Origin of the sequence: Burkholderia sp. AU30198 (assembly GCF_020419825.1) — a bacterium.
GTDB lineage: Bacteria > Pseudomonadota > Gammaproteobacteria > Burkholderiales > Burkholderiaceae > Burkholderia.
This window is the reverse complement of record NZ_JAIZSA010000010.1, coordinates 102,666-129,433: the sequence shown is the minus strand read 5'-3', so window position 1 is coordinate 129,433 and position 26,768 is coordinate 102,666. Positions and strand designations below refer to the sequence as shown.

Below are 26,768 nucleotides of genomic sequence, written 5' to 3'. Positions count from 1 at the left end.
GAGGCAATCATGCTTTTCATTTCAAAGCAGGGCCATGTCGATGCCGAGCGCGTGATCCTCAAAATATATTCATCCATCGAACGTGGGCCGATGGAACACGTGAACGGAATCGTCGTCCATCAAACTGGAGGCGCCACCGTCTCAAGCACCTTCAATAGTTACAGCAACTCCGCGCACGTACCGAACGGCGCCCATTTCCTGATCGACAAAAATGGGACGATCTATCAGACCGCATCCCTGAACAGAATCACCAATCACGTCGGCAAATTACAGTCACGCTGCATCAGCACACTCAAGTGCTCGACCGTTGACCTCCGGGCGGCAAGGCGTGCGTATCAGACCGGCCCCGCCGCGTCCTATCGTCACGAATCCCGGAAAGCGTTTCCAGACCGCTATCCATCCAACTCCGACGCAATCGGAATCGAACTCGTTGGCATGTACTACCCCGACGAGAAAACAGCGGAACCGGTTTATGAAAGCGTCACGGCCGAACAGAATTCATCGCTCAAATGGCTAGTTCGAGAATTATCCGAAACGCTGAACGTCGAGATGAGTGAGGTATATCGGCACCCGGAAGTCGGGCGCAAGAATGCCACCGAGGCAAGCACGGCACAGTGGGAATGACGCCATGGTTCTAGCCAAATGTGTCGCGGCGGTTCTGCTTTGCGTTCCGATCGCTATCTGCCACGCCAGAGAGGTACGCGCCGTGACAGTCGAGCAATCCGGCCAGTCATCGACCCCGGACGACCCGCTGACCAAGGGTGCATGCAAGGATTTCACACCGACCGTCGCGCAACTGAAGCGGTTCTTCTCGAGAGCCGCGCCGATTGACGGCAAGTTTGTCGCCCACGATTACTACTCGCCCTGCCACTCGGACGGCACCATTTCGTTCCCGGACGGCAGCTCGGGGAGGTGGCGCGTTTACTCCAGCGGCACTGCGTCGCTGACGTGGGCATCGAACGACAACACGGTCTATCTCTACAATGGGCGCAACAACGGCTGGCACGATCCGTTCGCGTGCAGCTACGGCCTTCACGATGAAGACGACGATACTTCATGCTACCTGCCGGGCTTCTGATTACGATCGCCCGGCAATCCATAAAAAAAGACCCGCATCGCTGCGGGTCTTTTCTTTTGGCTGGAACGCGCATCGCTGCGCGCTCCGGACACCATCGACCGAAGTCGATTACATGTCCATGCCCATGCCGCCCATGCCGCCCGGCATGCCGCCCGCCATCGGTGCATCTTCCTTCGGCAGTTCTGCGACAGCTGCGTCCGTCGTCAGCAGCAGGCCTGCAACCGAAGCTGCGTTCTGCAGTGCGGTGCGCGTGACCTTGGTCGGGTCGACCACGCCGGCTTCGACCATGTCGACGTACTCGCCCGTCGCTGCGTTGTAGCCGTAGTTGCCCGTACCTGCAGCAACTGCCGCCACCACGACGCTGGCTTCTTCGCCGCCGTTCGTGACGATCTGGCGCAGCGGCTCTTCCATTGCGCGCAGCACGATCTTGATGCCGGCGTTCTGGTCGGCGTTCAAGCCGGTCAGGCCTGCGATCGCGGTGCGAGCGCGGATCAGCGCAACGCCGCCACCTGCCACGATGCCTTCTTCCACAGCTGCGCGCGTTGCGTGCAGTGCGTCTTCGACACGTGCCTTCTTTTCCTTCATTTCGACTTCGGTCGCAGCACCGACCTTGATCACTGCAACACCGCCGGCCAGCTTCGCCACGCGCTCTTGCAGCTTTTCACGGTCGTAGTCCGACGTCGCTTCTTCGATTTGCGCGCGCACTTGCTTCACGCGTGCTTCGATGTTCGCGGCTTCGCCTGCGCCGTCGATGATCGTCGTGTTTTCCTTGCCCACTTCGATGCGCTTCGCCTGGCCCAGTTCTGCCAGCGTTGCCTTCTCGAGCGTCAGGCCGGTTTCTTCCGCGATCACCTGGCCGCCGGTCAGGATCGCGATGTCTTCCAGCATCGCCTTGCGACGATCGCCGAAGCCAGGCGCCTTGACCGCAACGGTCTTCAGGATGCCGCGGATGTTGTTGACGACCAGCGTTGCGAGCGCTTCGCCTTCGATGTCTTCAGCGATGATCAGCAGCGGACGGCCAGCCTTCGCGACTTGCTCGAGTACCGGCAGCAGATCGCGGATGTTCGACACCTTCTTGTCGTGCAGCAGCACGAACGGGTTGTCGAGGACGGCGACTTGCTTTTCCGGGTTGTTGATGAAGTACGGCGACAGGTAGCCGCGGTCGAACTGCATGCCTTCGACGACGTCGAGTTCGTCAGCCAGCGACTTGCCGTCTTCGACGGTGATCACGCCTTCCTTGCCGACCTTGTCCATCGCTTCAGCGATGCGATCGCCGATCGACGTGTCGCTGTTCGCCGAGATCGAGCCGACCTGTGCGATTTCCTTGTTCGTCGTGCACGGCTTGCTGATCTTCTTCAGCTCTTCGACAGCCGCTGCGACTGCCTTGTCGATGCCGCGCTTCAGGTCCATCGGGTTCATGCCCGATGCGACGTACTTCATGCCTTCGCGAACGATCGATTGCGCGAGGACGGTTGCCGTCGTCGTGCCGTCGCCTGCGTTGTCGCTGGTCTTGGAAGCCACTTCCTTGACCATTTGCGCGCCCATGTTCTGGAGCTTGTCCTTCAGCTCGATTTCCTTCGCGACCGACACACCGTCCTTGGTGACCGTCGGGCCGCCGAAGCTGCGCTCGAGCACGACGTTGCGGCCCTTCGGACCCAGCGTGACCTTGACTGCGTTGGCGAGAATGTTCACGCCTTCGACCATCTTCGAACGGGCGGAATCGCCGAATACGACGTCTTTAGCTGCCATCTTCTAACTCCTTGAATTCTTGGGAATATGTACCGTCGGTGGACGCTTACTTCGCGTTGACCACGGCCATGATGTCTTCTTCGCGCATGACCAGCAGTTCGTTGCCGTCGACCTTCACGGTCTGGCCTGCGTACTTGCCGAACAGGACGCGATCGCCGACCTTCACGTCGAGCGCGATCGGGGCGCCCTTGTCATCGCGCTTGCCCGGGCCGACGGCCAGGACTTCGCCCTGATCCGGCTTTTCAGCAGCGGCGTCGGGGATCACGATGCCCGAGGCGGTCTTGGTTTCCTGATCCAGGCGCTTGACGATCACGCGATCGTGCAAAGGACGAAGGTTCATATTCACTCCTCTCTTGACTGAGATTGAAGAACGCTTAGGGAATCTGCCCGGCTTATCGCCCGGCAGAGAATTGTTAGCACTCTCGTGCAGCGAGTGCTAATTATATGGACGGGTTTTGACAAATTCAAGAAGGGGAACCGGACGAATTTTCAGGGCGGCGACGCGGCGGGTAAAGCACGCGAAAACAACCAAAAACCCTTTCGAAACAATACCCTGACGAACTCAACCCGGCCTGGCCGGCGGGCCCGAGCGGCCCGCGAATCTCATCCAGCCCCGTTTGGACACCGGGTAAGCACGGAGTTCCTGCGATCGGCGGCATCGCATCAAAAGACCTGTGCGGGCGTCGATTCCGTCCGCCGCGACACGCCCGGCCACCTCCGCCGGACGACCTTCGGGCCCCTTCCGCGGATCCATCGATCCGCATCTAACCATACATTGTCATTACACAGATATTTACGGTTTACCTCGACGAAAAACACGTGTCAGCCCTCATCCGTAAGGGTTCGGATTACATTCAGTAATTCAGATGCGAATCATTCTCGTTTACATTGACTTTCCCATTTGACACTCCTACGATGCGCCGGATTGCAGTCATCTGCGTGCCCTGGCCGATCGGCGCCGCCCCAGCGGACAGCGCCTTAAAAGCAGGACTCCACACTAAATAGAACCAGGGATTTGATATGAAGTTTGCGTCGTTCCAGGGAGACAACATCCGGGTCCGGATGCGCCCCGCCGCTTGCGCGGCCATCCTCGCGTGCGCATCGTTCGCGAGCGGTGCGGCTTTCGCCGACACGCCCGTCGACGCGCAGCCCGAAGCGCCCGAGGCCGACCTCGCGATCCAGGCGAAGCCGACCAACGCGTTGACCGGCATCTGGACGCGCCAGAACCTGCTCGGCGACATGGGCGGCATCCGTCCGTGGCTCGGCAAGTACGGTGCGACGCTGCAGATCACCGAAACCAGCGAATACCTCGCGAACGTGCGCGGCGGCCTGAACCGCGGCGGTGCGTACGACGGGCTGACGACCGCGACCTTGACGGTCGACACGCAGAAGGCGATCGGCCTGCCCGGCGGCACGTTCAACGTCAGCGCGCTGCAGATCCACGGCACCAACCTCAGCACGAGAAACCTCGGCACGCTCAACACCGCGAGCGGCATCGAGGCGCAGGGCACGACGCGCCTGTGGGAGCTCTGGTACCAGCAGTCGTTCCTCGACAAGCGCGTCGACGTGAAGATCGGCCAGCAGAGCCTGGACCAGGAATTCATGGTCAGCACGTATGCGAACACGTTCGTCAACACGATGTTCGGCTGGCCCGCGCTGCCGTCGTACGACCTGCCGAACGGCGGCCCCGCGTATCCGCTCGCGGGCCTCGGCGTGCGCGTGCGTGCGCAGATCACGCCGACGCTCACCGCGCTCGCGGGCGTGTTCGACGGCGATCCGCTCGGCAACAACCCGAGCAACCTGAGCGGCACCAACTTCAACCTGCACAACGGCGCGCTCTATATCGGCGAACTGCAGTACGCGCTGAACCAGCCGTCCGACGGCGAAATGGACACCGGCCACTCGAACGGGCTGCCGGGCACCTACAAGATCGGCGTCTGGTATCACAACGGCCGCTTCGCGGACCAGAACGTGGGCACCGACGGGCTGTCGCTCGCGGATCCCGCGTCGAACGGCAACGCGCAGCAGCGTCACGGCAACTACAGCTTCTACGCGGTGGCCGACCAGATGATCTGGCGCCCCGACCCGACCGGCCCGCGCAGCCTCGGCGTGTTCGCACGCGTGATGGGCGCGCCGGGCGACCGCAACCTGGTGAGCCTGTCGGCCAACGCGGGGATCGTGCTGAAGGCGCCGTTCGAAGGCCGCGACAACGACAGCGTCGGCCTCGGCGTCACGTACATCCAGGTCGGCAACCACGTGACCGACCTCGACCAGACCGCGCAGTCGTTCGCGGCCAGCCCGTACGGCGTGCGCACCCGCGAGACGACGCTCGAAGCGACCTACCAGTATCAGGTCAACCCGTGGTGGATCGTCCAGGCCGACGCGCAGTACACGTTCAATGCCGGCGCCGGCCAGAACCCGAGCGACGCGACCCAGCCGCTGCGCAACACGTTCGTGATCGGCGCGCGTACGACGATCACGTTCTGAGCGACGCACCCACGCTGCCCATTTTCGCGCGCCGCCCGGACGGCGCGCTCTCCAGGAGACTCACATGAATCCATCCGCCCCGCTTCGCCGCCTCGCGACGGGCGTACTGGCCGCCGCCGCGCTGACGGCAGCCGCCGGCGCACTCGCCGAGCCGCAAGGTTTCCTCGAGACCGTGCATCGCCACACCACGCTCGTCAACACCGTGCCGGACAACGGCGACCAGAACCCGTACGCGATCGCGGTCGCGCCGGTGTCGGCCGGCACGATCCAGGCGGGCGACGTGCTCGTCGACAACTTCAACAACGCGGCGAACCTGCAAGGTACCGGCAGCACGATCGTCAACTACCGCCCGTCGACGAAGCAGCTGAGCCTGTTCGCATCGATCCCGCGCGACCTGAAGGCGTGCCCGGGCGGCGTCGGCCTGTCGACGGCGATGACGATGCTGAAATCCGGCTGGGTGATCGTCGGCAGCACGCCGAGCAACGACGGCACGACCAACACCAAGGGCGCCGGCTGCCTGATCGTGCTCGATCCGCAAGGCAAGATCGCGTCGACGTGGTCGACCCCGAACATCAACGACCCGTGGGGCAACATGGCCGTGGTCGACCGCGGCGACAGCGCGACGCTGTTCGTCAGCATGGCCGGCTTCGGCGTCGGCGGCGCGGACGGCAATCCGCCCGTCTACAAGCAGGCGACCGTGCTGCGTCTCGACCTCGACGTGCCGGCCGGCAAGCCGCCCGTCATCAAGCAGGAAACGGTGGTCGCGAGCGGCCTCGGCGCGCAGGCCGACAAGGGCGTGTTCCTGGTCGGCCCGACCGGCCTCGCGCTGTCCGGCGACCAGAAGAAGCTGTACGTATCGGACGCGATCGGCAACCGCATCGTCGAGATCGACGACCCGCTCACGCGCGACACCAGCGCGGGCGTCGGCCGCCAGATCACCGCCGACGGCTTCCTGCGCCGCCCGCTCGCGCTCGCCACCGCACCGAACGGCCACCTGCTCGCGACCAACGCGCAGAACGGCCAGGTCGTCGAGATCGACCCGGTCGCCGGCAAGCAGATCTACGCGCGCTGGATCAATACCGACAAGGCGCAGACGCCCCCCGGCAACGGCAACCTGTTCGGCATCGCGATGACGCCTGAAGGCGACGGCTTCTACTACGTCGCGGACGACGTCAACACGCTGTTGCTCGCGAAGTAATGGAGCCAACCATGGCAGACGATTCCAACCAGCCACCGCGCCCCGCGCGGCGTGGCTTCCTGAAGGCGGGCGGCGCCGCGGTGGCCGCCGGCCTCGCGGCGGCGTCGATCCCGGCCGCGAAGGCCGCGGATGCACCTGCCGCCGCACCTGCACCCGCTTCCGCGCATGACGGTGTCGAGCCGTTCTATGGCAAGCACCAGAGCGGCATCGCGACGCCGCAGCAGCGCCACGCGTATTTCGCGGCGCTCGACCTGACGACGGCTCAGCGCGCGGATGTCATCGCGTTGCTGAAGACCTGGACCGACGCCGCCGCGCGCATGACGCGCGGCGACACCGCGCAGCCGCTCGCCGCGACGGGCAGCGACGACGTCGCGCCGGCCGACGGGGGCGACGCGCTCGGCCTTGGCCCTGCACGCCTGACGATCACGTTCGGCTTCGGCCCCGGCATGTTCGCGCTCGCCGGCAAGGACCGCTTCGGCCTCGCGAAGCATCGCCCGGCCGCGCTCGTCGACCTGCCGCGCTTCAATGGCGATCAGTTGCTGCCCGAGAAGACCGGCGGCGACCTGTTCATCCAGGCGTGCGCCGACGACGCGCAGGTCGCGTTCCACGCGGTACGCCAGCTCGTGCGCCTCGGCGCGAAGGCGACGCAGATGCGCTGGGGCCAGGCCGGCTTCACGTCGGGCAAGCCCGGCGAGACGCCGCGCAACCTGATGGGCTTCAAGGACGGCACGATGAATCCGCCGATGTCCGATCCGGCCGCGATGGATGAATTCGTGTGGGCCGGCAGCGAAGGCCCGGCATGGATGAACGGCGGCACCTACACGGTCGTGCGCCGGATCCGCATCACGCTCGAGCACTGGGACAACACGGAGCTCGGCTTCCAGGAGCAGGTGGTCGGCCGTCACAAGTACAGCGGCGCGCCGCTCGGCCAGAAGCACGAGTTCGAGGCACTCGATCTCGACGCGGCCGACAAGGACGGCAACCCGGTGATCCCCGACAACGCGCACGCGCGCCTCGCATCGCCGCAGTTGAACAACGGCGCGCAGATCCTGCGCCGCGCGTACTCGTACAACGACAGCACGAGCTTCTACATCGAGCGCTGGCCGCCGTGGCGCCAGCAGACCGAGTACGACGCGGGGCTGATGTTCGTCGCGCACCAGCGCGACCCGCGCAAGGGCTTCATTCCGATCAACGAGAAGCTCGCGAAGCTGGACATCATGAACCAGTTCACCACGCACGTCGGCAGCGCGATCTTCGCGTGCCCGCCGGGCGCGCAACCTGGTTCGTACATCGGCGCCGCGCTGTTCGACGCATGACGACACGCAACGCAAGTCAAGGCACTCCTTCCCGGCCCGGCCGGGTGCAACCTGCTAAACAAGACATGAACACTTCACCCGTTAGCCGCCCGCTGCGGCACCTGATTTCCGCGGCCGCAGCCGCGCTGATGCTGACCGGCGCGCTGCACGCCGCGCGCGCGCATGCCGCGACGCTCACGCTGTACAACGCGCAGCACGAGCAGGTCGTCAACCAGCTCGTCAAGGACTTCGAAGCACAGAGCGGCATCACCGTGAAGGTGCGCTCGGGCGAAGGCCCGGCACTCGCCGCGCAGCTCGCCACGGAAGGCGACCGCACGCCGGCCGACGTGTACTTCACCGAGAATTCGCCGGAGCTCGTGCTGCTCGACCGCAAGGGCCTGCTCGCGAAGACCGACGGCGCCGCGCTGCAGTCGGTGCCCGCGCGCTTCAATCCGGCCGACGGCAACTGGGTCGGCGTGCTCGCGCGCGAGAACGTGCTCGTTTACAACACCGCGAAAATCCAGCCGCAGCAGTTGCCCGCATCGCTGCTCGATCTCGCGAAGCCCGAGTGGAAGGGCAAGGTCGGCGTCGCGCCGAGCGACGCGGACTTCCTGCCGCTCGTGAGCGCGGTGCTCGCACTGCACGGCGAAGCCGCGACGCTGCAATGGCTGAAGGGCCTGAAGGCCAACGCGCAGATCTTCGACGACGACGAAGGCGTGACGGCGGCCGTCAACCGCGGCGGCGTGCTGACCGGCATCATCAACAACTACTACTGGGACCGCCTGCACGCCCAGCTCGGCGACAAGTCGACCCGCAGCGCGATCTACCACTTCGGCAAAGGCGACGTCGGCGGTGCCGTCAACGTGTCCGGCGCCGCGGTGCTGAAGGCATCGAAGCACCAGCCGGAAGCGCAGAAGTTCGTCGCGTATCTCGTCAGCGAGCGTGCGCAGAAACTGATGGCGGGCGGCCACATCAGCTTCGAGTATCCGCTGCACCCGGGCGTCGCCCCCGATCCGATCCTGAAGCCGTTCAACGAACTGAGCCCGCCGGCACTGACGTTCGAACAGCTCGGCGACGACAGCCAGGCCGGCAAGCTGCTGCGCCAGGCCGGTCTGCTCTGACCATGAGCGACGCCGTGTCCCGCACGGCGCGCACCGCGCGCGACGGCGAGCGTACCGCGACGCGGCGCCGCCCGTCGCGCGCGCTCGTCGCCGCGGCCGCGTGCGGGCCGCTCGCGATCCTGCTGCCGCTCGGCTTCACGCTGTACCGCGCGGCCACCTTCGGCGTCGACGATGCAATCGAGCTGATATGGCGCCCGCTCGTCGGCGAACTGCTGGTCAACACGCTGTCGATCACGCTCGCCGCGACGCTCGCGTGCACGCTGCTCGGCACGGCGGTCGCGTGGTTCATCGAGCGCACCGACCTGCCGGCCCGGCCGCTGTGGACCGCGCTCGCGGCCGCGCCGCTCGCGGTGCCCCCGTTCATCACGAGCTACGCGTGGGTGTCGCTGAGCCTCGACCTGCAGGATTTCTTGGGCGCGCTGATCGTGCTGACCTCCGCGTATTTCCCGCTCGTCTACCTGCCGGTGGCCGCGGCGCTGCGCGAGCTCGATCCCGCGCTGGAGGAAAGCGCGCGCACGCTCGGCTGCTCGCCGTGGCATACCTTCTTCCGCGTCGTGCTGCCGCAGCTGCGCCCCGCGCTGTGCGGCGGGATGCTGCTCGTCGCGCTCGGCGTGCTGTCCGAGTTCGGCGCATTCCAGCTGCTGCGCTTTCGCACGTTCACGACCGAAATCTATGCGGAATACCGCACCGCGTTCGACGGCGGCGGCGCATCGCTGCTCGGCTGCGTGCTGATCGCGCTGTGCCTGCTGTGCCTCGCGATCGAGGCACGCGCGCGCGGCCATGCGCGCTACGGCCATACGCACCGCGCCGCACGCCGCGTCGCGATGCGCTATCCGCTCGGCCATCTGCGCGGCCCCGTCGCCGTCGCGTTCGCCGCACTCTCGGCCGCGACGCTCGGCGTGCCGCTCGCGATGATCGGCTACTGGCTCACGCAACAGGGTGCGGCCGCCGTCACGCCGGCCGACGTATCGCCCGAGCTGCTGTGGCAGGCCACGCTCACGTCGTCCGGCTATGGCCTGATGGCGGCAGCCGTCACGACGCTGCTCGCGCTGCCGCTCGCATTCCTGCTGGTCCGTTATCCGGGCCGCGTCGCGACGCTCCTCGAACGCACCGCGATGACCGTGCAGGGTGTGCCGGGCATCGTCGTCGCGCTGGCGATCGTGTCGATCACGGTGCGGCTGCTGCAGCCGCTCTACCAGAGCGCACCGGCGCTCGTCGGCGCGTACGCGATCCTGTTCCTGCCACTCGCGGTCGTCAGCGTGCGTGCCGCGCTGTCGCATGTGCAGGTGCGGCTCGAGGAAACCGCGCGCTCGCTCGGTCTCGGCTGGCGCGCGACGCTCACGCGCGTGGTGCTGCCGCTCGCGGCACCCGGCCTCGGCGCGGCCGCGACGATGGTGTTCATCTCGGTCGTGACGGAACTCAACGCGACGCTGCTGCTGTCGCCGATCGGCACCCGCACGCTCGCGACGCAGGTGTGGAGCGATACGGCGACGCTCGCGTTCGCCGCCGCGGCGCCCTATGCGGCGCTGCTCGTCGCACTGTCGCTCGGCGCATCGGGACTGCTGTTCCTGCTGCTCGGCCGCGCGTCGGTGCGCGACTGAGCGCCGCCCTTTTTCCCCGGAACCGCCCATGAGCGAACTACGCATTCACGGCCTGTCCAAATCGTTCGGATCGCATACCGTTCTGCACGACATCGATCTCACGGTGCGGCGCGGCTCGCGCCTCGCGCTGCTCGGCCCGTCCGGCAGCGGCAAGACCACCCTGCTGCGCGTGCTGTGCGGCTTCGAACGCGCCGAGCGCGGCACCGTCGAAATCGACGGGCGCCGCGTGGCCGCGCCCGACGTGCACCTGCCGCCCGAACAGCGCCGGATCGGCTACGTGCCGCAGGAAGGCGCGCTGTTTCCGCATCTGTCGGTGGCCGACAACATCGCGTTCGGGCTGCCGCGCGCGGCACGTCGCCGCCATCATCGCGTCGACGAACTGCTCGAGATGGTCGGGCTGCCCGCGTCGTATGCGAGCCGCGCGCCGCAGCAGCTGTCCGGCGGGCAGCAGCAGCGCGTCGCGCTCGCCCGCGCGCTCGCGCCCGAACCGTCGCTCGTGATCCTCGATGAACCGTTCTCGGCGCTCGATACGTCGCTGCGCCACGAAACGCGCAGCGCGGTCGCCGATGCGCTCGCCGCGGCAGGCGCGACATCGGTACTCGTCACGCACGACCAGCCCGAGGCGATGACGCTCGGCGACGAAGTGGCGGTGATGTGGCACGGCCGGCTCGTACAGACGGCCGCGCCGCAGACGCTGTACCGGCAGCCCGTCACGCGCGACGTCGCGTCGTTCGTCGGGCAGGCCGTGCTGCTCGCCGGCCGCGTACGCAACGGGCACATCGCGTGCGCGCTCGGCGAACTGCCGCTCGTCGCGTCGCTGCCCGACGGGCCGGCCGATGCGATGCTGCGCCCCGAGCAGATCGGCATCGTGCCGATCGCGCAGGCCGATGCGGTGCGCGGCCATCTGGCACGCGTCGAGGCCGCGCAATTCGCGGGCCAGGACGCCGACGTGCTCGTGCGCCTCGAGGCCGATCTCGACGTGCTCGTGCGCGTACGCGTGCCGGGACACCGGTGTCCGGCCGTCGGTGAACGTGTCGCGCTGGTGGTGGATGGCGCGGTGATGGCATACGCGCGCTGAGCGGCGCGGCCCACCGCTCAACGCTTTCGCACGCATTCACAGGCCATCAGGCATCCGCGCAGTCCGCATCCGGCAACGGCCGGAAGGTCCGGCCCTCCGTTTCGACCGCCGCACCCAGCAGCCGTGCGAGCCCCTTCGCGCCTTCGCGCATCACGACGTCGTGATTCCACCGGAACAGCGGGCGGGCGAGCGGCTCCAGCCGGTTCATCCAGCGCACGTGCGTGCGGATGTGCCAGTCGTAGCGCACGATCGTGCGTGCGCCGTCGGCGATGAACGACCAGCACCCGTCGCCTTCGATCGCGCCGCTCGCGCGGCCTTCGAGCACATGCGGCGGCTCGACGCGTCGCACGCGCATGTCGAAGGCCAGCCGGTACGGCAGCGCCCCCTTCCACGTGTACCGGTGCAGCGCGCCGACACCGCGCGCGTCGCCCGGCTCGATCTCGACGGTGCTCACGGCGCCCTTCCACCAGCCGGGCCAGCGGTCGACCTGGTAGATCGCGTCCCACACCACCGCGAGCGGCGCGTCCACGCGCCAGGTCGTCGAGAACCGGTATTCCGCCATGCAGCCTCCGGCCTGCCCGTCAGGGGCGTGAGTCAGCGCACCGCTCAGGGCGCGAAGAAGCGTTCGGGAAACGCGACGTCGATCTCGACGTCGTCGAGCGTCACGGTTTCGAGCGGCACGTCGTCATCGTCCGAGAAGCTGACGACCTTCAGCGGAAAGCCGTCCTCGGTGTCCAGCCACAGCCGGTAGCGATGCACGCCATCGACCGCGTGCGCGGGCGCGCCCGTGACCGACACGCGCAGTGCGGTCCGGCCGCCGACGGCCTCCTCGCCTTCGGTCACCGTCGCGCCGCCTTCCTGCAGCGCATGGACGTTGCGCAGCAGTTCGCCGACGTCCGACCGGTCGACCCGGTGGCCGCTGCGGTCGCGCACGAGCGGATTGGACGGCGACAGCGTCAACGCGGGCGGCGCATGCGCGCCGAACGGGCGCAGCCGCACCTTGCCGTCGCCGGGATCGTACGCGAGCACCGCGCCGTGATGCGGCGACACGAAATCCATCCGGACGAAGCCCGGCTTCAGGTACGCGTAGCGGAATTCCGTCCGTTCGCCGCTGCGCGCCGACGAGCGGATCGTCGCGCGGTACGAGTGGACGTGGTCGAAATGCGCCTGCGCGACGGTCACGGGATCGGCGGTCATGCTCGCTCCTATCAGGCTCGCGGCCAGCAACGCGGCGATCACGGCGCCGCCTCGACATCGAGCACGCCTTCCATCCCGCGCTCGCGATGGCTCCTGAAAAACAGCAGCCGATGCGTGCAATAGTAGGCGAACCGGCCCGGCTGCGTGGGCGTGAAGCGAAACGTCTTCGGCGTCGTGCCGAGCTCGGTGTGCACTGCGATACCGGCCTGCGGCGCGTCGATTTCGAAGCTGTGCGGCACCAGGCCGGGTTCGATCGACACGGTCAGCTCGACCGGCAGGTGCGCCCGCACGATCACGTGGTTCGGTCGGAAGAAATAGCTGCCGCCGACGATCGCCACCCGCTGCACACCGTCGGCGTCGACAGGCACGCGCACCGGCGCGTCGCCGTCCGCCCGCGCAAGCGCGGCGCCCGCGGCAAGCACCGCCGGCACCAGCATCAGCACGAGCCCCTTCGTCATCGTCGTCTTCATCGCCTGCTCCGTACCGGCGCCGCGCGCATCACCCCTTCCACGCGTCGGTCGGGCCGCCGAGTTCGCCGCACGCGTCGATCGCGAGTTCGCGCAGGCGTCGTTCGTCGCCCTGGCCGGACAACGCGTAGCCCATCCCGCGATCCGACCAGAAATACGTGTAGCGGTCGCCTGCCGACATCGCCCGTGGCGCGAGGCGCCGTGCGTCGTAGGCCGTCATGTACAGCGTTACACGCTCGCCATCCGCGCGCTGGTACATGAGTTGCGCGGCCGGCCCCGCTTCGCCGGGCAACAACCGGCCGCCGAGCAGCTCGTAGCCGTATTCGTCGAGTGACGGCGCACGCACCGGCCGCCCGAGACGCGTGGACAGCCACGCGACGAGACGTTTGGGGTCGCCTGCACCCACCTCGACCGGATGTTCGCGGTCGGCCACGTACGTCGCGTACGCGACATCCGCGTGCGCGGCGAACGCCGGGTCGCTGCCGAACGCCATCCAGCCCGCATGCAGCGTGACGCCGATCAGCAGCCCGGCCGCAAGCCCCGCGAACGCGTAGGCGATCCCGCGCCGGCGCGGCGCGCGGCGCTGCACGAACAGCGCGGGCGCAGTGCCCGGCAGCGGGAACAGCGCCTGCAGCGCGTCGCGTTGCGCACGGTAATGCGCGAATCGTTCGGCTTCCTCCGGATCGGCCAGCACGCGCTCGAGCACCTCGCGCCGCTCGTGCCCGGACAGCTCGCCGTCCAGCAACGCGGACAGCAGTTGCGCCGACGCATCGTCGTCCCGCTCGTTCGAAGGTTTGCGCGGTTCGTCCATCATGTCTTCCCGATCACCCGTAACGCGGCCGTGCCGTGCGCCGACGGCTCGTCCGACAGCAACGCGCGCATCTGCCCGCGCGCCCGTGCGAGCCGCGACATCACCGTTCCCACCGGTACGCCGAGCACCTCCGCGGCATCGCGATAGCTCAATTCCTCAAGGGCGACCAGCAGCAGCACCTCGCGCTGCTCGACCGGCAGCCGGTACAGCGCGCGCTGCACGTCGCGCAGCACCAGCCCGCCGATTTCTCCGGCCGGCGCGGCCATCGTCTGCCACGGTGCCGTCGCGTCGTCGACGGCGATCTCGTGCCGCGCGCGCAACTGGTCGATGAAACGGTGCCGCAGCAGCGTCAGCAGCCACGCGCGCAGGTTGCCGCCATCACGCGGCGGGCGGTTCAGCGCGCGCTCGAGCGTGTCCTGCACGAGATCGTCCGCCCAGGCCCGGTCGCCCGTCAGCGCGCGCGCATAGCGCGTGAGATGCGGCAACCACACCAGCAGGTCCGATTCGTAGCTCATCAGGATGCCTCGCGCACTGCCGCGCAGTCACGGACGTGCGACGTGCCACATGCCGCCGATCCCGTCACCCCCCGCGTCGCCGGGCTTGCGATCCTGCTTCCAGCGATACAGCGGGCGCCCGCGGTACGCCCATTGCTTCTTGCCGTCGTCGCGCGCGACGAGACTCAGCACGCCTGTTGCCTTGTCGTACGCGTCGGCAAGCGCGGGCGGCCAGTTGGCCGCGCACGCGCGGTCGCATGCGCTCTTGCCGGGCGCATCGCGATCGAACACGTACAGCGTCATGTGATCTTCGTCGACCAGTTTCCCGTCGCCGGCCCGCGGTGGTTCCGCGGCGGCCGGCTGCACGATTGCCGCCATCAGCGCGGCGGCGGCGAGTATCCGTTTCATGCCCGTTCTCCTTGGCACGGCTTCGCGACACGGCGGCACCGGCCGGGACGACCGGCTTCGTCACGACCATTATCCTGCCGGCCGGCGCTGCCGGGATTCGGTATGTAAACGGATGGAGGCGACCGGTTATTCCACGCCGGCCGGCGAGCATCGACTGCGGCCATTCATGCGACGAAAGAAAGCAGGACACCCAAAGACAACGCGGCATGACATCGCTGTCATGCCGCGTGGCGCGACCCGTTGCACACGGCGGCCGATCCGGCACCGCCGTGCGTGTCCGGCCGGTTACTTCGGCAGTGCGCCCGTCAGCGACTGGAGCAGCGACGACACCGGTGCGAGCGGGTTGCCCGGCGCGCTGCTGCCCGAATGCGGCGTGACCGACAGGCCCGGCGCGGAGCCGAGCGCCGTGCCCACCGTCGTGCCGACTGCGTTGGCGACCGTCGCGGTCGCGTTGGCGCCCGTCGACAGCAGCGAGCCGGCCGCGCCCGCCGTGCCGCCAGCCGCGTTCGCGCCCGAGCCGAGCAGGCTGCCGCCTGCCGCTGCCGTCGAACCGGCCGCGCCCGACAGCGCGCCTGCCGCCTGCCCGAGGGCCACCGGACCGTTCGCGAGTGCGCCCGTCACCGAACCGAGCGCGCCGGTCAGTGCGCCGGCCGGGTTGCTGCCGCCCGTCAGGCCGTTCACGAGGTTCGTGATCGGTGCGATCGGGTTGTTGCCCGCCGCGCCCGACAGCGTGCCGACGACCTGGTTCACGACGCCTTGTACCGGCGCCAGCGGGTTCGATCCGCCGAGGTTGCCGAGCGTGCCGACAACCTGGTTGACGACACCCTGCACCGGCGCCAGCGGGTTCGTGCCGCCGAGGTTGCCGAGCGTGCCGACGACCTGGTTGACGACGCCCTGCACCGGCGCCAGCGGATTCGACCCGCCGACGTTGCCGAGCGCGCCCACGACGGAGCCGACCGCGTTACCCAGTGCATTCGTGGCCGTGCCGACCGCATTGCTGTTGCCGAGCGTGCCGACGACCTGGTTCACGACGCCCTGCACCGGCGCCAGCGGGTTCGACCCGCCGAGGTTGCCGAGCGCGCCCGTCACCGAGCCGAGTGCGCCGGTCAGCGCACCGGCCGGGTTGCCGCCCGTCGGCAGCGCGTTCTGCAGGCCGTTGACGAGGTTCGTGATCGGCGTGATCGGGCTGCCGCCGCCAGCGCCGGACAGCGTGCCGACGACCTGGTTGACGACGCCTTGCACCGGCGCCAGCGGGCTCGACCCGCCGAGCGTGCCCGCGAGTTGCGTGACGACGCCCTGCACCGGCGCCAGCGGGCTCCCCGCGCCGCCGACGTTGCCGAGCGTGCCCGTGATCGTGTTGACCGCGTTGCTCAGCGAGCCGGCCGGGTTGCCACTGCCGAGCGTACCCGTGACCTGGTCGACGACGCTCTGGATCGGCGCCAGCGGGCTCGAGCCGCCGCCGATGCCGCCCAGTGCGCCCGTCACCGTGCCGAGTGCACCGGTCAGTGCGCCTGCCGGGTTGCCGCTGCCGAGCGCGCCCGTCACCTGGTTCACCACGCCTTGTACCGGCGCCAGCGGGTTCGAGCCGCCGCCGATGCCGCCCAGTGCGCCCGTCACCGTGCCAAGTGCGCCGGTCAGTGCGCCTGCCGGGTTGCCGCTGCCGAGCGCGCCCGTGACCTGGTTCACCACGCCTTGTACCGGCGCTAGCGGGTTCGAGCCGCCGCCGATGCCGCCCAGTGCGCCGGTTGCGTTACCGAGTGCGTTGCTCAACGTCCCGGTCGCCGTGTTCAGTGCACCCGTCAGCGCACCCGCGGGGTTGCCGCCGCTCAGGGCGCCCGTCACCTGGTTGACGACACCCTGGACCGGCGCCAGCGGATCCGCGCCGCCGCCGATAGCGCCCAATGCGCCCAGTGCTCCCGTCACGTTACCGATCGCACCGGTCACCGTGCCTGCCGGATTGCCGGCACCGAGCTCACCCGCCACCGCACCGAGTGCACCCGTCAACGCGCTAGCCGGGTTGCCGCTATTGAGCGCCGTCGTTACTTGGTTGACGACGCCTTGAACCGCCCCCAGCGGATACGAACTGCCACCGACATTACCCAGCGCACCGGTCACCGTGCCGAGTGCACCCGTCAACGCACCAGCCGGGTTGCCGCCACCGAGTGCGCCCGTTACTTGATTGACGACACCTTGCACCGGCGCCAGCGGGTTCGCACCGCCGCCAACATTACCCAGCGCGCCGGTCACCGTGCCCAGTGCACCCGTCAACGCACCAGCCGGATTGCCGCCACCGAGTGCGCCCGTTACTTGATTGACGACACCTTGCACCGGCGCCAGCGGGTTCGAACCGCCACCGACATTACCCAGCGCACCGGTCACCGTGCCGAGTGCACCCGTCAACGCGCCCGCCGGGTTGCCGCCACCGAGTGCGCCCGTCACTTGATTGACGACACCTTGAACCGGCGCCAGCGGGTTCGAACCGCCGCCAACATTACCCAGCGCACCGGTCACCGTGCCCAGTGCCCCCGTCAACGCACCAGCCGGATTGCCGCCACCGAGTGCGCCCGTTACCTGATTCACCACACCCTGAACCGGCGCCAGCGGGTTCGCACCACCGCCAACATTACCCAGCGCACCGGTCACCGTGCCGAGTGCACCCGTCAACGCACCAGCCGGATTGCCGCCACCAAGCGCGCCCGTTACTTGATTGACGACGCCTTGCACCGGCGCCAGCGGGTTCGAACCGCCGCCGACATTACCCAGCGCACCGGTCACCGTGCCCAGTGCCCCCGTCAACGCGCCTGCCGGGTTGCCGCCACCGAGCGCACCCGTCACCTGATTCACCACACCCTGAACCGGCGCCAGCGGCTGCACCGTGCCGCCGCCACCGCCGAGCGCCCCCGTCACCGCCCCCACGGCGCCCGAGAGTGCCTGGCCGGGATCGCCAAACGACGTCTGGATCGCGCCCGCCCCACCTGCCGCCACGGTGACCGAGCCCAGCGGCGACGTACCCGTCGCGACCAGCCCGACCGACATGCCGTTCGTCGGCGGGGTGACGATCACTTGTGGAATCGGCATCGAATCGAGCGTCCCCGCCATCGCGGAACCCGAAGCCAGTACCCCGAACACCGTCGCGACCGACAGCGCCACACCCGTCAATTTCAGATTGTGTCCCATCTTTATTTTCCCCATCTCGGTTGGCACTACGTTGATAAAGCATGGGGACGGATTGCACGAAGCGTGCCAATTCAGAAAAATGGATTCATTCGTCTGCCTATTGCGTGGCAATAACGTTTTTTTAATGGATTTCCGACGAAAAACATGGGGCGCGGAGCCCGAATCATCGGACGAAAAAGGTCGACGGAACGCGGATGTAACGTAACGTTTGCGAGCCCCGTAGTAACGTGTTCCGGTACATTCCGCACGACACGGGAACGGCTGTTACCGACGGTGCCGCACCTCGTCAGGCCGGCTGCCCATCGCGTATTTCAGTTAAATGAAAATGCATTGCCTAATCGCGAATTAGCTGATTTTATTTATCTCGCGATTTCTTTCTTGACGATTACGCAGATTATTTCCGATTGCGTCGCCATCGATAATCCGGATGGCAGAATGAAAAACTGTGACAGCCGTATCGCAACCGGAGCGCGATGCGGCGCGCGGCGATGGCCGGAACGGCATCGCCGCGCCTCGCGGGTTCAGCCGAAGCGCGCGGGCCGGTATGGACGGGGATCGATATAGGTCGGCGCGCCGGTCATCATTTCGGCGAGCAGGCGCCCGGTCGCGGGGCCGAGCGTGAGCCCGTGGTGACAATGGCCGAACGCGAACCACAGGTGGCGATGGCGCGGGGCGGGCCCGATCACCGGGCGCATGTCGGGCGTGCACGGCCGCATCCCGAGCCACGGTTCGGGATCGAGCCGCTCGCCGATACCGAACGCGTCGCGCGCCAGCGGCTCGGCGCGCGCGAGCTGCACACCGGTCGGCGGCGCGCCGCGCAGCGCGATCTCGACGCCGGTCGTGAGCCGCAGGCGGCCGCCTTCCATCGGCGCGACGACGAAACCTTCCTCGGTATCGCACACGGGCACGTTCAACGGCGCGCGCGTCGGCCGGTAGTGCATGTGGTAGCCGCGCTTCGCGCGCAGCGGAATCCGGTAGCCGAGCGGCTCAAAGACGTGATCGGACCACGGCCCGAGCGCGACTACCGCCGAGCGCGCCGAAATCGGCCCGTGTTCGGTACCGACCTGCCAGCCGTCATTCACCTGCGCAAGCGTCTTTGCATCGCCGCGCGCGAACGTGCCGCCATCGCGCTCGAACAGCCGCGCGTAGGCCTTGGTCAACCCGCCCGGGCTCGACACGGTCTTCGGGTCCTGCCAGTGGAATGCGCCGCAGAACGCGTCGCTGATACCGGGCTCGCTCGCACGCAGCGCACGTGCATCGAGCACGGTCATCCGCAGCCCGTGCGCGTCGGCCACGCGCTGCTGCGCGCGCGTTTCCGCATCGAACAGCGCGGGCGAACGGAACGCCTCGATCCACCCGCCGTCGTGCACGAGCGGCTGCGCGTCGGTGCGCGCGAGCAGCGCGTCGTGCTCGACGACGCTTGCCGCGACGAGCGGCAGCAGGTCGCGCGCGGCGGCGGCAAGCCGTTGCGGCGACGATTCGCGCCAGAAGCGCGCGAGCCAGCCCGCATAGGCGGGCAGCGCACGGTAGTCCCAGTAGAGATCGACCGAGCGGTTGCGCGCATAGCGCAACAGCGTGCCGAGCCGGCGCGGAAACGCGTACGGCACGACCGACGAGCGCTCGATCAGCCCCGCATTGCCGTGGCTCGTTTCCTCGCCGGGCGCGCGCCGGTCGACGAGCGCGACGCGCAGCCCGCGATCCTGCAGATGCAGCGCCGACGACACGCCGACGATGCCGGCCCCCAGAACGATGACGTCGAAATCCATGGTTCCCCGTACTGCGTCGAGATTCGAAGCGATGCGCGCCGGCGCGGCGGCCGGCGCGCGGCGGTGGTTACTTCGCGACGATGTCGCGCTTGAAGTACTTCTGCGACAGCGCGCTGAGCGTGCCGTCCTTCTTCAGCGCGTCGAGCGCGCCGACGATCTTCGCCTGCAGCGCCTTGTCGTTCTTGCGCATCCCGAAGCCCGTGCCTTCGCCGAGCGTCGCCGGATCCTTCAGCGGCTCGCCGACGATCTGGTAGTCGCGGCCGGCCGGCTTGTCGAGGAAACCGTCCTGCGCTGTCTGGGCTTCCTGCACGGCCGCGTCGAGACGACCCGCGACGAGATCGGCATAGATCTGGTCCTGATCCTGGTACGACACGACGGCCACCCCTGCATTGGCCCAGTGCGCCTTCAGGAAATCCTCCTGCGACGAGCCCTGCAGCACGCCGACGTGCTTGCCGCGCAGGCTCGCGACGTCAGGCCGCAGCGGCGAGCCGTGCTTGGCGATCATCACGATCGGCACCACGTAGATCGCCGGCGTGAAGTCGATGCTCTGCCGGCGCTTCGACGTGATGTTCATCGCCGAGTTGATCGCGTCGAACTTGCGCGCCTGCAGTGCCGGGATCAGGCCATCGAACGAATTCTCGACCCATACGCATTTCATGTTCAGCTTCGCGCACACCGCGTTGCCGATGTCGACGTCGAAACCCTGCAGCTGACCGGCCGGCGTCTTGCTCTCGAACGGCGGATAGGCGGCTTCGATCCCGAAGCGCAACGTGGACTGATCCGCGTGGGCCGTGACGGCCGCGCAGGCGAGCGCCGCAGCGGCGCAGAGGGAGAGCTTCCAGTTCATGACGGTCCTTCCGTTCTGGATTGAGGCGATGAGGATCGGTCGCACGACGGCCTCGGCCGGGCGCCGGATCGGCATTCGAAGCAGGCGGCCACCACGCGGTGGCGCGTCGTATCCTGCCCGCGAAATATAGACTCAAAGTCTACTATAGACTATAGGGGATACGAGAATCGTGCCCCGATAGGTGGCCTCGAAATGTCGCAAGCCAGCCGGAAAGCATTTGATTTTTATATGTTTTTTCAGCGACACGCGGCGAAATGCCGTCTCGAAAAGAAAAATTCTCCCGACTTCGTTTGTCTATATTAGACTTTTCGTCCATCACGAACACTGCCGGACACCGTCGATCGAGACCGTCCTGTCCGGCCCCGACCGGAGATGTCCCCATGACGCAAACCGCCCCGACCCTGCCGCTGACCGTCGACGAAGCCGCGGTGCGCGCGGCCCTGCCGTCGCTCGACGTGCTCGGCACGCTGCGCAGCATGTTCGCGTCGCTCGCCGCGGCGCGCGCGGTGCAGCCGCCGCAAACGCTCACGCTGTTTCCCGACCAGGCCGGCGACTTCATCACGTATCTCGGCGCGCTCGCCGACGCGCAGGTGTTCGGCGCGAAGCTGTCGCCGTATGTCGTGACGGGCGGCAAACCCATCGTCACTGCGTGGACCGCGCTGATGTCGATGCGCACGGGCCAGCCGCTGATGTGGTGCGACGCGGGCCTGCTGACCGTCGAGCGCACGGCCGGCACGACCGCGCTCGCGGTCGACTGCCTCGCGCCGCGCAACGCACGCCATCTCGCGATCATCGGCGCGGGCGCGGTCGGCCTCGCGCACCTGCGGCACACGGCGGGATTGCGCGACTGGGAAACGATCCGCGTGTACTCGCCCGCGCTCGCCGGCGACGCCGCGCAGCAGGCGACGCTCGCACAGCTCGATCCGCGCGCCCGCGCCGCCGCGAGCGTCGAAGCCTGCGTGCGCGACGCGGACGTCGTGATGCTTTGCACGTCGTCGGGCACGCCCGTGCTCGGCGACGGGATGCTCACGCGCCCCGCGCTCGTCACGTCGATCAGCACGAACGTCGCGCGCGCCCACGAGATCCCGCCCGCGTGGCTGCCCGACATGGACGTGTACTGCGACTACCGGCACACGACGCCCGCGAGCGCCGGCGAGATGCAGATCGCGGCGGCCGAGCACGCCTGGGACGCCACGCGGATCGTCGGCGACCTGCCCGCGCTCGTCGCCGGCACCTGCCCGACACCGTCGTACGCCCGTCATGCCTTCTTCCGCTCGATCGGCCTCGGACTCGAGGACATCGCGATCGCCCACGCGCTGTACACGCACCTGACGCGCGCATGAGCGGCACGCGCACTCGGGGCCGATACAATGGCGCAACCGCCGCGGCGGCCGCGCGCGGGCGCACGGGCATGCCGGCCAACGGTGCGCCGGCACGCCGGCCCGATGCGCTGCCCGGCCCCCGCCCACCCGAGATGGCGAACCCGATGCGCAAGAAGAAATCCCCCGTCAAAGACCTGCTGCTCACCCGCTATGCGCCGATCGCCGACGGTATCGCCGCGCTGTTCTTCCCGTACGCGGAAGTCGTGATCCACGACCTGCACGACCAGACCGTGCTGTATCTCGCGAACAACCTGTCGAAGCGCGAGGTCGGCGACGATTCCGCGCTCGACGAAATCGATCATTCCGCGCGCGAGCGCGTGATCGGCCCGTACGAGAAGCTGAACTGGGACGGCCGGCGGATGCGCTGCGTGAGCAACGTGCTGTTCGACGACGAAGGCCACCCGGCCGGGATGATGTGCATCAACTTCAACATCGCGGTGTTCGACGAGGTGCGCGCGACGCTCGACCTGTTCATCAAGGGCGCGGGCGTCGTCGCGCAGCCGGACGAGCTGTTCCGCGACGACTGGCAGGAGCGCATCAACACGTTCCTGCACGGCTGGCTGCGCGAGCGGCAGGTCGGACTGAACGGGCTTACGCGCGAGCACCGGCGCGAACTCGTCGAAGCGCTTTACGCGGAGGGCGCGTTTCGCGGCAAGAGCGCGGCGAACTACGTCGCGAACGTGCTCGGGATGGGCCGCGCGACGGTCTACAAGCACCTCAAGCACCTGAAGGAAACGCTAGGCGACGCGTAAGCGAAACGCGCCAAGGGCCGGTTCGCCGTTTCGCCGTTTCGCCGTTTCGCCGTTTCGCCGTTTCGCCGTTTCGCCGTTTCGCCGTTTCGCCGTTTCGCCGTTTCGCCGGGACGCCGGGACGCCGGGACGCCGGGATGCCGGGCCCCGCGGCGGCCGGTATCGGCAATCGCTATCGGGACGCCGCTTCCGTGTCTATGCTTCGTGATACGCCGGGCGCCCGTTTCACACGGCCGCCCGGCCAAGCCAAAGCGTCGAAGCACAAAGTGATATAGTCCCGGTTACACTTTTTTGCTGCCCGGAACCGCCCATGACGACCACTCCCGCCCCGACTGCCCGCCCGACCCTGACCGTCGAAATCTGGTCCGACCTGATCTGCCCGTGGTGCTGGATCGGCAAGCGCCGCTTCGACGAGGCGCTCGCCGCGTTCGCGCACGCCGACCGCGTGGACGTCGCGCTGCGCGCGTACCGGCTGATGCCCGGCCAGCCCGTCGAGCCGGTCGAGGCGATGCTCGCCGGCAAGTACCGGATGTCGCCGACGCAGGTCGACCAGATGCTGCGCCAGGTGACCGACGCGGCCGCGAGCGTCGGGCTGCGCTGCGACCTGCCCGGCACGCTCGTCGGCGACACGCTCGACGGCCACCGGCTCGTGAAGCTCGCGGAAGCGACGGGCCGCGCGCACGCGCTGACCGAGCGGCTGTACCGCGCGTATTTCTGCGAGCACGGCTCGCTGTTCGATCACGCCGAGTTGACCGAATTCGCCATCGAAGCAGGACTCGAGCGCTCGGCCGTCGAAGACGTGCTGCGCAGCGACGCATACCGCGACGAAGTCGAAGCCGACGTCGCGCGCGCCGCGCAGATCGGCGGACGCGGCGTGCCGCTGTTCGTGTTCGGCGGCCGCTACGCGGTGTCGGGCGCGCAGCCGGCCGACGCGTTCGCGCAGGCGCTCGACCAGGCATGGCGCGACGGCATCGTCGAACTCGACGCCAGCGACGCGGCCGCCTGCGGCCCCGACGGCTGCGAACTGCCCGCGCGCCCGTAACGCCCGCCGCATCCAACATCGCGCGCGTCCCGCCCGGACGCGCGACTACGCATCGCTGCTGCCACAAACCGGCAGGAAGCCCGCGCCGATGGGGTCTAGAATGCATCCTTTCAAATAACTATCAGAAGGCTGCAAGCCCATGACCCACGGGATTCACGGCGAGAAGCGCTGGTATGCGCTGATCGTCCTCTGCCTCGGCGTGCTGATGATCGTGCTCGACAGCACGATCGTGAACGTTGCGCTGCCGTCGATCAGCACCGACCTCCATTTCACCGAGACGGCCCTCGTGTGGGTCGTCAACGCGTACCTGCTGACGTTCGGCGGCTGCCTGCTGCTCGGCGGCCGGCTCGGCGACCTGTACGGCCAGCGGCGCATGTTCCTCGCCGGCCTCGTCGTGTTCACGCTTGCGTCGCTCGCGTGCGGCCTCGCGCAATCGCAGACGATGCTGATCGCCGCGCGCGCGGTGCAGGGGCTCGGCGGCGCGGTCGTATCGGCCGTCGCGCTGTCGCTGATCATGAACCTCTTCACCGAGCCCGGCGAACGCGCCCGCGCGATGGGCGTGTACGGCTTCGTCTGCGCGGGCGGCGGCAGCATCGGCGTGCTGCTCGGCGGGCTGCTGACGAGCTCGCTGTCGTGGCACTGGATCTTCCTCGTCAACCTGCCGATCGGCATCGCGGTCTATGCGATGTGCGTCGCGCTGCTGCCGCGCCTGCGCGCGCCGGCTGGTACCGCTCGGCTCGACGTCGCGGGCGCGATCACCGTGACTGCGTCGCTGATGCTGGCCGTTTACGGGATCGTCGGCGGCAACGAAGCCGGCTGGCTGTCGATGCAGACCGTCGCACTGATCGGCGCGGCCGTCGCGCTGCTCGCGCTGTTCATCGCGATCGAGGCGCGCGCCGCGCATCCGCTGATGCCGCTCACGCTGTTCGCCGCGCGCAACGTCGCGCTGGCGAACGTGATCGGCGTGCTGTGGGCGGCCGCGATGTTCGCGTGGTTCTTCCTGTCCGCGCTGTACATGCAGCGTGTGCTCGGCTACGGGCCGCTGCAGGTCGGGCTCGCGTTCCTGCCGGCGAACCTGATCATGGCCGCGTTCTCGCTCGGGCTGTCCGCGCGGATCGTGATGCGCTTCGGCATCCGTGGCCCGATCGCGGCCGGCCTGCTGATCGCGGCCTGCGGCCTCGCACTGTTCTCGCGCGCGCCGGTCGACGGCGGCTTCGTCTGGCACGTGCTGCCCGGCATGACGCTGCTCGGCATCGGCGCGGGCGTCGCGTTCAACCCGATGCTGCTCGCCGCGATGAACGACGTCGATCCGGCCGATTCCGGGCTCGCGTCGGGGATCGTCAACACCGCGTTCATGATGGGCGGCGCGCTCGGCCTCGCCGTGCTCGCGAGCCTCGCGGCCGCCCGCACCGACGTGCTTGCGGCAACGCACGCGCCGCTCGTCGCGCTGAACGGCGGCTACCATGCGGCCTTCGCATTCGGCGCGGCGTTCGCTGCCGCCGCCGCGCTGATCGGCCTCACGCTGCGCATCCGGCGGCAGGGCGCGGTCGAAGGCGTCGGCCCCGCGATGCACTGACCGGTGGCCTGGGGCGTCCAGCGCCGCCACCGAACCCGGGCGCGCACCGTCGCGCCCTTTTTTACGCGTGCCGGGCTCTGGCACCCGCCCCCCGCGTCGCCAGGTCTTTCGGGCCGATCGGCGCGATGGCGCCGGCCACCACGCCCCGCCCCTGTTCAAACGCCTGTTTCACCCCGGTCCGGATGCCCGCCCCACGGGCTTTCCCGGCCGATTTTTAACGTAGTCGTACATCGACGCGCCACTTTTGCGACAATGGCGGACTTTGACCCACGCGCCGCCGCCGAACGCCGCATAACCGCCTGCTTCCGATGTCGCTTCCCCATATCGATCTGCTGTACTCGCTGTCCGGCCTGTTCGTCGGCATCCTCGTCGGCCTGACGGGCGTCGGCGGTGGTTCGTTGATGACGCCGATCCTCGTGCTGCTGTTCGGCGTCCACCCCGCGACGGCGGTCGGTACCGACCTGCTGTACGCGGCCGCGACCAAGGGCACCGGCACGCTCGTCCACGGGCTGAAGGGGTCGATCGACTGGCGCATCACGGGCCGGCTCGCGGCGGGCAGCGTCCCGGCCGCGGCCATCACGCTGTGGTGGCTGCATACGCACGGGATGAACGCACCGGGCACCGCGCGGATGATCCAGCTCGTGCTCGGCGTCGCGCTGCTGCTCACGTCGCTCGCGCTGATCTTCCGGCCGCAGCTCACCGCGTTCGCCGCGCGCAACCCGCTCGCGCCGAGCCCCGCGCGCACGCTGTGGTCGACCGTGCTGACGGGCGCCGTGCTCGGCGTGCTCGTGTCGATGACGTCGGTCGGCGCCGGCGCGATCGGCGTGACCGTGCTCCTGCTGTTGTATCCGGCGCTCGCGACGACCCGCATCGTCGGCTCCGACATCGCGCACGCGGTGCCGCTCACGCTCGTCGCGGGCATGGGCCACTGGCTGCTCGGCTCGGTCGACTGGTCGATGCTGCTGTCGCTGCTGCTCGGTTCGCTGCCCGGCATCGTGCTCGGCAGCCTGCTGTCGGCGCGCGCGCCCGAGCGGCTGCTGCGCAACCTGCTCGCCGCGACGCTCGTCGCGGTCGGCATCCGGCTCGTGCTCGCGTAAGCGGGGCGGTTGCAACGTCGCGCGTCGACATCCTTTCTCTCGCCGGAATCTTCGGAAGAAAGACCCCGTCACGTCACCCCGCCGTCGCTTTATGGGGATGTTCCGGCAAATCCTCAAACGAGGGTCACTCATCCCTCTTTTGAGGATT

24 protein-coding genes are annotated in these 26,768 nt (G+C 68.3%); 13 read left to right on the top strand and 11 right to left on the bottom strand.

The window, feature by feature from the left end:
• Nucleotides 1-9: 9 nt before the first annotated feature.
• Complete coding sequence (locus tag LGN19_RS22160) at nucleotides 10-624, top strand: N-acetylmuramoyl-L-alanine amidase (RefSeq protein WP_226217118.1); 615 nt, start codon at nucleotides 10-12, stop codon at nucleotides 622-624.
• Nucleotides 625-628: 4 nt separating this feature from the next.
• Entirely contained in the window at nucleotides 629-1,078 is a 450-nt protein-coding gene (locus LGN19_RS22155) for a hypothetical protein (RefSeq protein ID WP_226217116.1), read from the top strand.
• A gap of 108 nt (nucleotides 1,079-1,186) precedes the next feature.
• Here the strand turns inward: LGN19_RS22155 and groL are convergent, their stop codons facing one another.
• Nucleotides 1,187-2,827 (bottom strand): chaperonin GroEL, encoded by a 1,641-nt coding sequence (gene groL / locus LGN19_RS22150; RefSeq protein ID WP_226217114.1) that lies wholly within the window; start codon nucleotides 2,825-2,827, stop codon nucleotides 1,187-1,189.
• Between the two features lie 46 nt (nucleotides 2,828-2,873).
• Nucleotides 2,874-3,167, bottom strand: a complete 294-nt coding sequence (gene groES / locus LGN19_RS22145) for a co-chaperone GroES (RefSeq protein ID WP_011351136.1) — start codon at nucleotides 3,165-3,167, stop codon at nucleotides 2,874-2,876.
• Nucleotides 3,168-3,847: 680 nt separating this feature from the next.
• Here groES and LGN19_RS22140 point away from each other — a divergent pair.
• The 6 genes from LGN19_RS22140 (at nucleotide 3,848) to LGN19_RS22115 (ending at nucleotide 11,607) form a co-directional block, all read left to right on the top strand.
• The gene (locus LGN19_RS22140; RefSeq protein WP_226217111.1) at nucleotides 3,848-5,314 is read left to right on the top strand and encodes a carbohydrate porin; all 1,467 of its coding nucleotides are present in this window, start codon (nucleotides 3,848-3,850) and stop codon (nucleotides 5,312-5,314) included.
• A 64-nt stretch (nucleotides 5,315-5,378) separates the two neighbouring features.
• The gene (locus LGN19_RS22135) at nucleotides 5,379-6,512 is read left to right on the top strand and encodes a hypothetical protein (RefSeq protein WP_122944631.1); all 1,134 of its coding nucleotides are present in this window, start codon (nucleotides 5,379-5,381) and stop codon (nucleotides 6,510-6,512) included.
• 11 nt (nucleotides 6,513-6,523) lie between these two features.
• On the top strand, nucleotides 6,524-7,828 hold the full coding sequence (efeB, locus tag LGN19_RS22130; protein WP_122944630.1) for an iron uptake transporter deferrochelatase/peroxidase subunit: 1,305 nt from the start codon (nucleotides 6,524-6,526) through the stop codon (nucleotides 7,826-7,828).
• A gap of 65 nt (nucleotides 7,829-7,893) precedes the next feature.
• Nucleotides 7,894-8,928 (top strand): iron ABC transporter substrate-binding protein, encoded by a 1,035-nt coding sequence (locus tag LGN19_RS22125; RefSeq protein ID WP_174976962.1) that lies wholly within the window; start codon nucleotides 7,894-7,896, stop codon nucleotides 8,926-8,928.
• A 2-nt stretch (nucleotides 8,929-8,930) separates the two neighbouring features.
• Nucleotides 8,931-10,529 (top strand): ABC transporter permease, encoded by a 1,599-nt coding sequence (locus tag LGN19_RS22120; RefSeq protein ID WP_226217109.1) that lies wholly within the window; start codon nucleotides 8,931-8,933, stop codon nucleotides 10,527-10,529.
• Between the two features lie 28 nt (nucleotides 10,530-10,557).
• A complete protein-coding gene (locus LGN19_RS22115; RefSeq protein ID WP_226217107.1) occupies nucleotides 10,558-11,607 on the top strand; it encodes an ABC transporter ATP-binding protein in 1,050 nt (349 codons plus the stop codon).
• Nucleotides 11,608-11,653: 46 nt separating this feature from the next.
• Here LGN19_RS22115 and LGN19_RS22110 read toward each other — a convergent pair whose 3' ends face one another.
• The 9 genes from LGN19_RS22110 to LGN19_RS22070 all read right to left on the bottom strand — a co-directional run bounded on the left by LGN19_RS22110 (nucleotide 11,654) and on the right by LGN19_RS22070 (nucleotide 20,774).
• Nucleotides 11,654-12,169 (bottom strand): SRPBCC family protein, encoded by a 516-nt coding sequence (locus tag LGN19_RS22110; RefSeq protein WP_226217105.1) that lies wholly within the window; start codon nucleotides 12,167-12,169, stop codon nucleotides 11,654-11,656.
• Between the two features lie 44 nt (nucleotides 12,170-12,213).
• Complete coding sequence (locus tag LGN19_RS22105) at nucleotides 12,214-12,846, bottom strand: LolA family protein (protein WP_122944625.1); 633 nt, start codon at nucleotides 12,844-12,846, stop codon at nucleotides 12,214-12,216.
• On the bottom strand, nucleotides 12,843-13,274 hold the full coding sequence (locus LGN19_RS22100) for a quinol oxidase (protein ID WP_122944624.1): 432 nt from the start codon (nucleotides 13,272-13,274) through the stop codon (nucleotides 12,843-12,845). Before LGN19_RS22100 ends, LGN19_RS22105 begins: the two co-directional genes overlap by 4 nt.
• 28 nt (nucleotides 13,275-13,302) lie before the next feature.
• Nucleotides 13,303-14,085: an anti-sigma factor family protein gene (locus tag LGN19_RS22095; RefSeq protein WP_226217103.1), complete on the bottom strand. Its 783-nt coding sequence runs from the start codon at nucleotides 14,083-14,085 to the stop codon at nucleotides 13,303-13,305.
• Complete coding sequence (locus LGN19_RS22090; RefSeq protein WP_089450011.1) at nucleotides 14,082-14,597, bottom strand: sigma-70 family RNA polymerase sigma factor; 516 nt, start codon at nucleotides 14,595-14,597, stop codon at nucleotides 14,082-14,084. The genes LGN19_RS22095 and LGN19_RS22090 overlap by 4 nt, the downstream gene beginning before the upstream one ends.
• Nucleotides 14,598-14,624: 27 nt before the next feature.
• Nucleotides 14,625-14,984, bottom strand: coding sequence for a hypothetical protein (locus tag LGN19_RS22085; protein ID WP_226217101.1), 360 nt, complete (start codon nucleotides 14,982-14,984; stop codon nucleotides 14,625-14,627).
• A gap of 285 nt (nucleotides 14,985-15,269) precedes the next feature.
• The gene (locus tag LGN19_RS22080) at nucleotides 15,270-18,161 is read right to left on the bottom strand and encodes a beta strand repeat-containing protein (protein ID WP_226217099.1); all 2,892 of its coding nucleotides are present in this window, start codon (nucleotides 18,159-18,161) and stop codon (nucleotides 15,270-15,272) included.
• A 521-nt stretch (nucleotides 18,162-18,682) separates the two neighbouring features.
• Nucleotides 18,683-19,927 carry an NAD(P)/FAD-dependent oxidoreductase gene (locus LGN19_RS22075; RefSeq protein WP_122944620.1) on the bottom strand — a complete coding sequence of 415 codons (1,245 nt, stop codon included), beginning with the start codon at nucleotides 19,925-19,927 and terminating at the stop codon, nucleotides 18,683-18,685.
• 67 nt (nucleotides 19,928-19,994) lie between these two features.
• On the bottom strand, nucleotides 19,995-20,774 hold the full coding sequence (locus LGN19_RS22070; protein WP_122946610.1) for an ABC transporter substrate-binding protein: 780 nt from the start codon (nucleotides 20,772-20,774) through the stop codon (nucleotides 19,995-19,997).
• Between the two features lie 380 nt (nucleotides 20,775-21,154).
• Here LGN19_RS22070 and LGN19_RS22065 point away from each other — a divergent pair, with 380 nt between their 5' ends.
• From LGN19_RS22065 to LGN19_RS22045, 5 genes are all read left to right on the top strand, one after another.
• Nucleotides 21,155-22,117: an ornithine cyclodeaminase family protein gene (locus tag LGN19_RS22065; protein WP_226217097.1), complete on the top strand. Its 963-nt coding sequence runs from the start codon at nucleotides 21,155-21,157 to the stop codon at nucleotides 22,115-22,117.
• Complete coding sequence (locus LGN19_RS22060; protein WP_319000657.1) at nucleotides 22,114-22,908, top strand: transcriptional regulator; 795 nt, start codon at nucleotides 22,114-22,116, stop codon at nucleotides 22,906-22,908. The genes LGN19_RS22065 and LGN19_RS22060 overlap by 4 nt, the downstream gene beginning before the upstream one ends.
• Nucleotides 22,909-23,215: 307 nt before the next feature.
• Complete coding sequence (locus tag LGN19_RS22055) at nucleotides 23,216-23,947, top strand: DsbA family oxidoreductase (RefSeq protein WP_226217094.1); 732 nt, start codon at nucleotides 23,216-23,218, stop codon at nucleotides 23,945-23,947.
• A 139-nt stretch (nucleotides 23,948-24,086) separates the two neighbouring features.
• Nucleotides 24,087-25,523, top strand: a complete 1,437-nt coding sequence (locus tag LGN19_RS22050) for a DHA2 family efflux MFS transporter permease subunit (protein WP_174957041.1) — start codon at nucleotides 24,087-24,089, stop codon at nucleotides 25,521-25,523.
• A 308-nt stretch (nucleotides 25,524-25,831) separates the two neighbouring features.
• Nucleotides 25,832-26,620 (top strand): sulfite exporter TauE/SafE family protein, encoded by a 789-nt coding sequence (locus LGN19_RS22045; protein ID WP_226217092.1) that lies wholly within the window; start codon nucleotides 25,832-25,834, stop codon nucleotides 26,618-26,620.
• The last annotated feature ends 148 nt before the right edge of the window (nucleotides 26,621-26,768 follow it).

What these genes read in the sequence shown, in the direction of transcription:
- LGN19_RS22160 (WP_226217118.1), top strand. Translation starts at nt 10, where the DNA reads ATGCTTTTCATTTCAAAGCAGGGCCATGTCGATGCCGAGCGCGTGATC.
- LGN19_RS22155 (WP_226217116.1), top strand. Translation starts at nt 629, where the DNA reads ATGGTTCTAGCCAAATGTGTCGCGGCGGTTCTGCTTTGCGTTCCGATC.
- groL (WP_226217114.1), bottom strand. Translation starts at nt 2,827, where the DNA reads ATGGCAGCTAAAGACGTCGTATTCGGCGATTCCGCCCGTTCGAAGATG.
- groES (WP_011351136.1), bottom strand. Translation starts at nt 3,167, where the DNA reads ATGAACCTTCGTCCTTTGCACGATCGCGTGATCGTCAAGCGCCTGGAT.
- LGN19_RS22140 (WP_226217111.1), top strand. Translation starts at nt 3,848, where the DNA reads ATGAAGTTTGCGTCGTTCCAGGGAGACAACATCCGGGTCCGGATGCGC.
- LGN19_RS22135 (WP_122944631.1), top strand. Translation starts at nt 5,379, where the DNA reads ATGAATCCATCCGCCCCGCTTCGCCGCCTCGCGACGGGCGTACTGGCC.
- efeB (WP_122944630.1), top strand. Translation starts at nt 6,524, where the DNA reads ATGGCAGACGATTCCAACCAGCCACCGCGCCCCGCGCGGCGTGGCTTC.
- LGN19_RS22125 (WP_174976962.1), top strand. Translation starts at nt 7,894, where the DNA reads ATGAACACTTCACCCGTTAGCCGCCCGCTGCGGCACCTGATTTCCGCG.
- LGN19_RS22120 (WP_226217109.1), top strand. Translation starts at nt 8,931, where the DNA reads ATGAGCGACGCCGTGTCCCGCACGGCGCGCACCGCGCGCGACGGCGAG.
- LGN19_RS22115 (WP_226217107.1), top strand. Translation starts at nt 10,558, where the DNA reads ATGAGCGAACTACGCATTCACGGCCTGTCCAAATCGTTCGGATCGCAT.
- LGN19_RS22110 (WP_226217105.1), bottom strand. Translation starts at nt 12,169, where the DNA reads ATGGCGGAATACCGGTTCTCGACGACCTGGCGCGTGGACGCGCCGCTC.
- LGN19_RS22100 (WP_122944624.1), bottom strand. Translation starts at nt 13,274, where the DNA reads ATGAAGACGACGATGACGAAGGGGCTCGTGCTGATGCTGGTGCCGGCG.
- LGN19_RS22095 (WP_226217103.1), bottom strand. Translation starts at nt 14,085, where the DNA reads ATGATGGACGAACCGCGCAAACCTTCGAACGAGCGGGACGACGATGCG.
- LGN19_RS22090 (WP_089450011.1), bottom strand. Translation starts at nt 14,597, where the DNA reads ATGAGCTACGAATCGGACCTGCTGGTGTGGTTGCCGCATCTCACGCGC.
- LGN19_RS22085 (WP_226217101.1), bottom strand. Translation starts at nt 14,984, where the DNA reads ATGAAACGGATACTCGCCGCCGCCGCGCTGATGGCGGCAATCGTGCAG.
- LGN19_RS22080 (WP_226217099.1), bottom strand. Translation starts at nt 18,161, where the DNA reads ATGGGACACAATCTGAAATTGACGGGTGTGGCGCTGTCGGTCGCGACG.
- LGN19_RS22075 (WP_122944620.1), bottom strand. Translation starts at nt 19,927, where the DNA reads ATGGATTTCGACGTCATCGTTCTGGGGGCCGGCATCGTCGGCGTGTCG.
- LGN19_RS22070 (WP_122946610.1), bottom strand. Translation starts at nt 20,774, where the DNA reads ATGAACTGGAAGCTCTCCCTCTGCGCCGCTGCGGCGCTCGCCTGCGCG.
- LGN19_RS22065 (WP_226217097.1), top strand. Translation starts at nt 21,155, where the DNA reads ATGACGCAAACCGCCCCGACCCTGCCGCTGACCGTCGACGAAGCCGCG.
- LGN19_RS22060 (WP_319000657.1), top strand. Translation starts at nt 22,114, where the DNA reads ATGAGCGGCACGCGCACTCGGGGCCGATACAATGGCGCAACCGCCGCG.
- LGN19_RS22055 (WP_226217094.1), top strand. Translation starts at nt 23,216, where the DNA reads ATGACGACCACTCCCGCCCCGACTGCCCGCCCGACCCTGACCGTCGAA.
- LGN19_RS22050 (WP_174957041.1), top strand. Translation starts at nt 24,087, where the DNA reads ATGACCCACGGGATTCACGGCGAGAAGCGCTGGTATGCGCTGATCGTC.
- LGN19_RS22045 (WP_226217092.1), top strand. Translation starts at nt 25,832, where the DNA reads ATGTCGCTTCCCCATATCGATCTGCTGTACTCGCTGTCCGGCCTGTTC.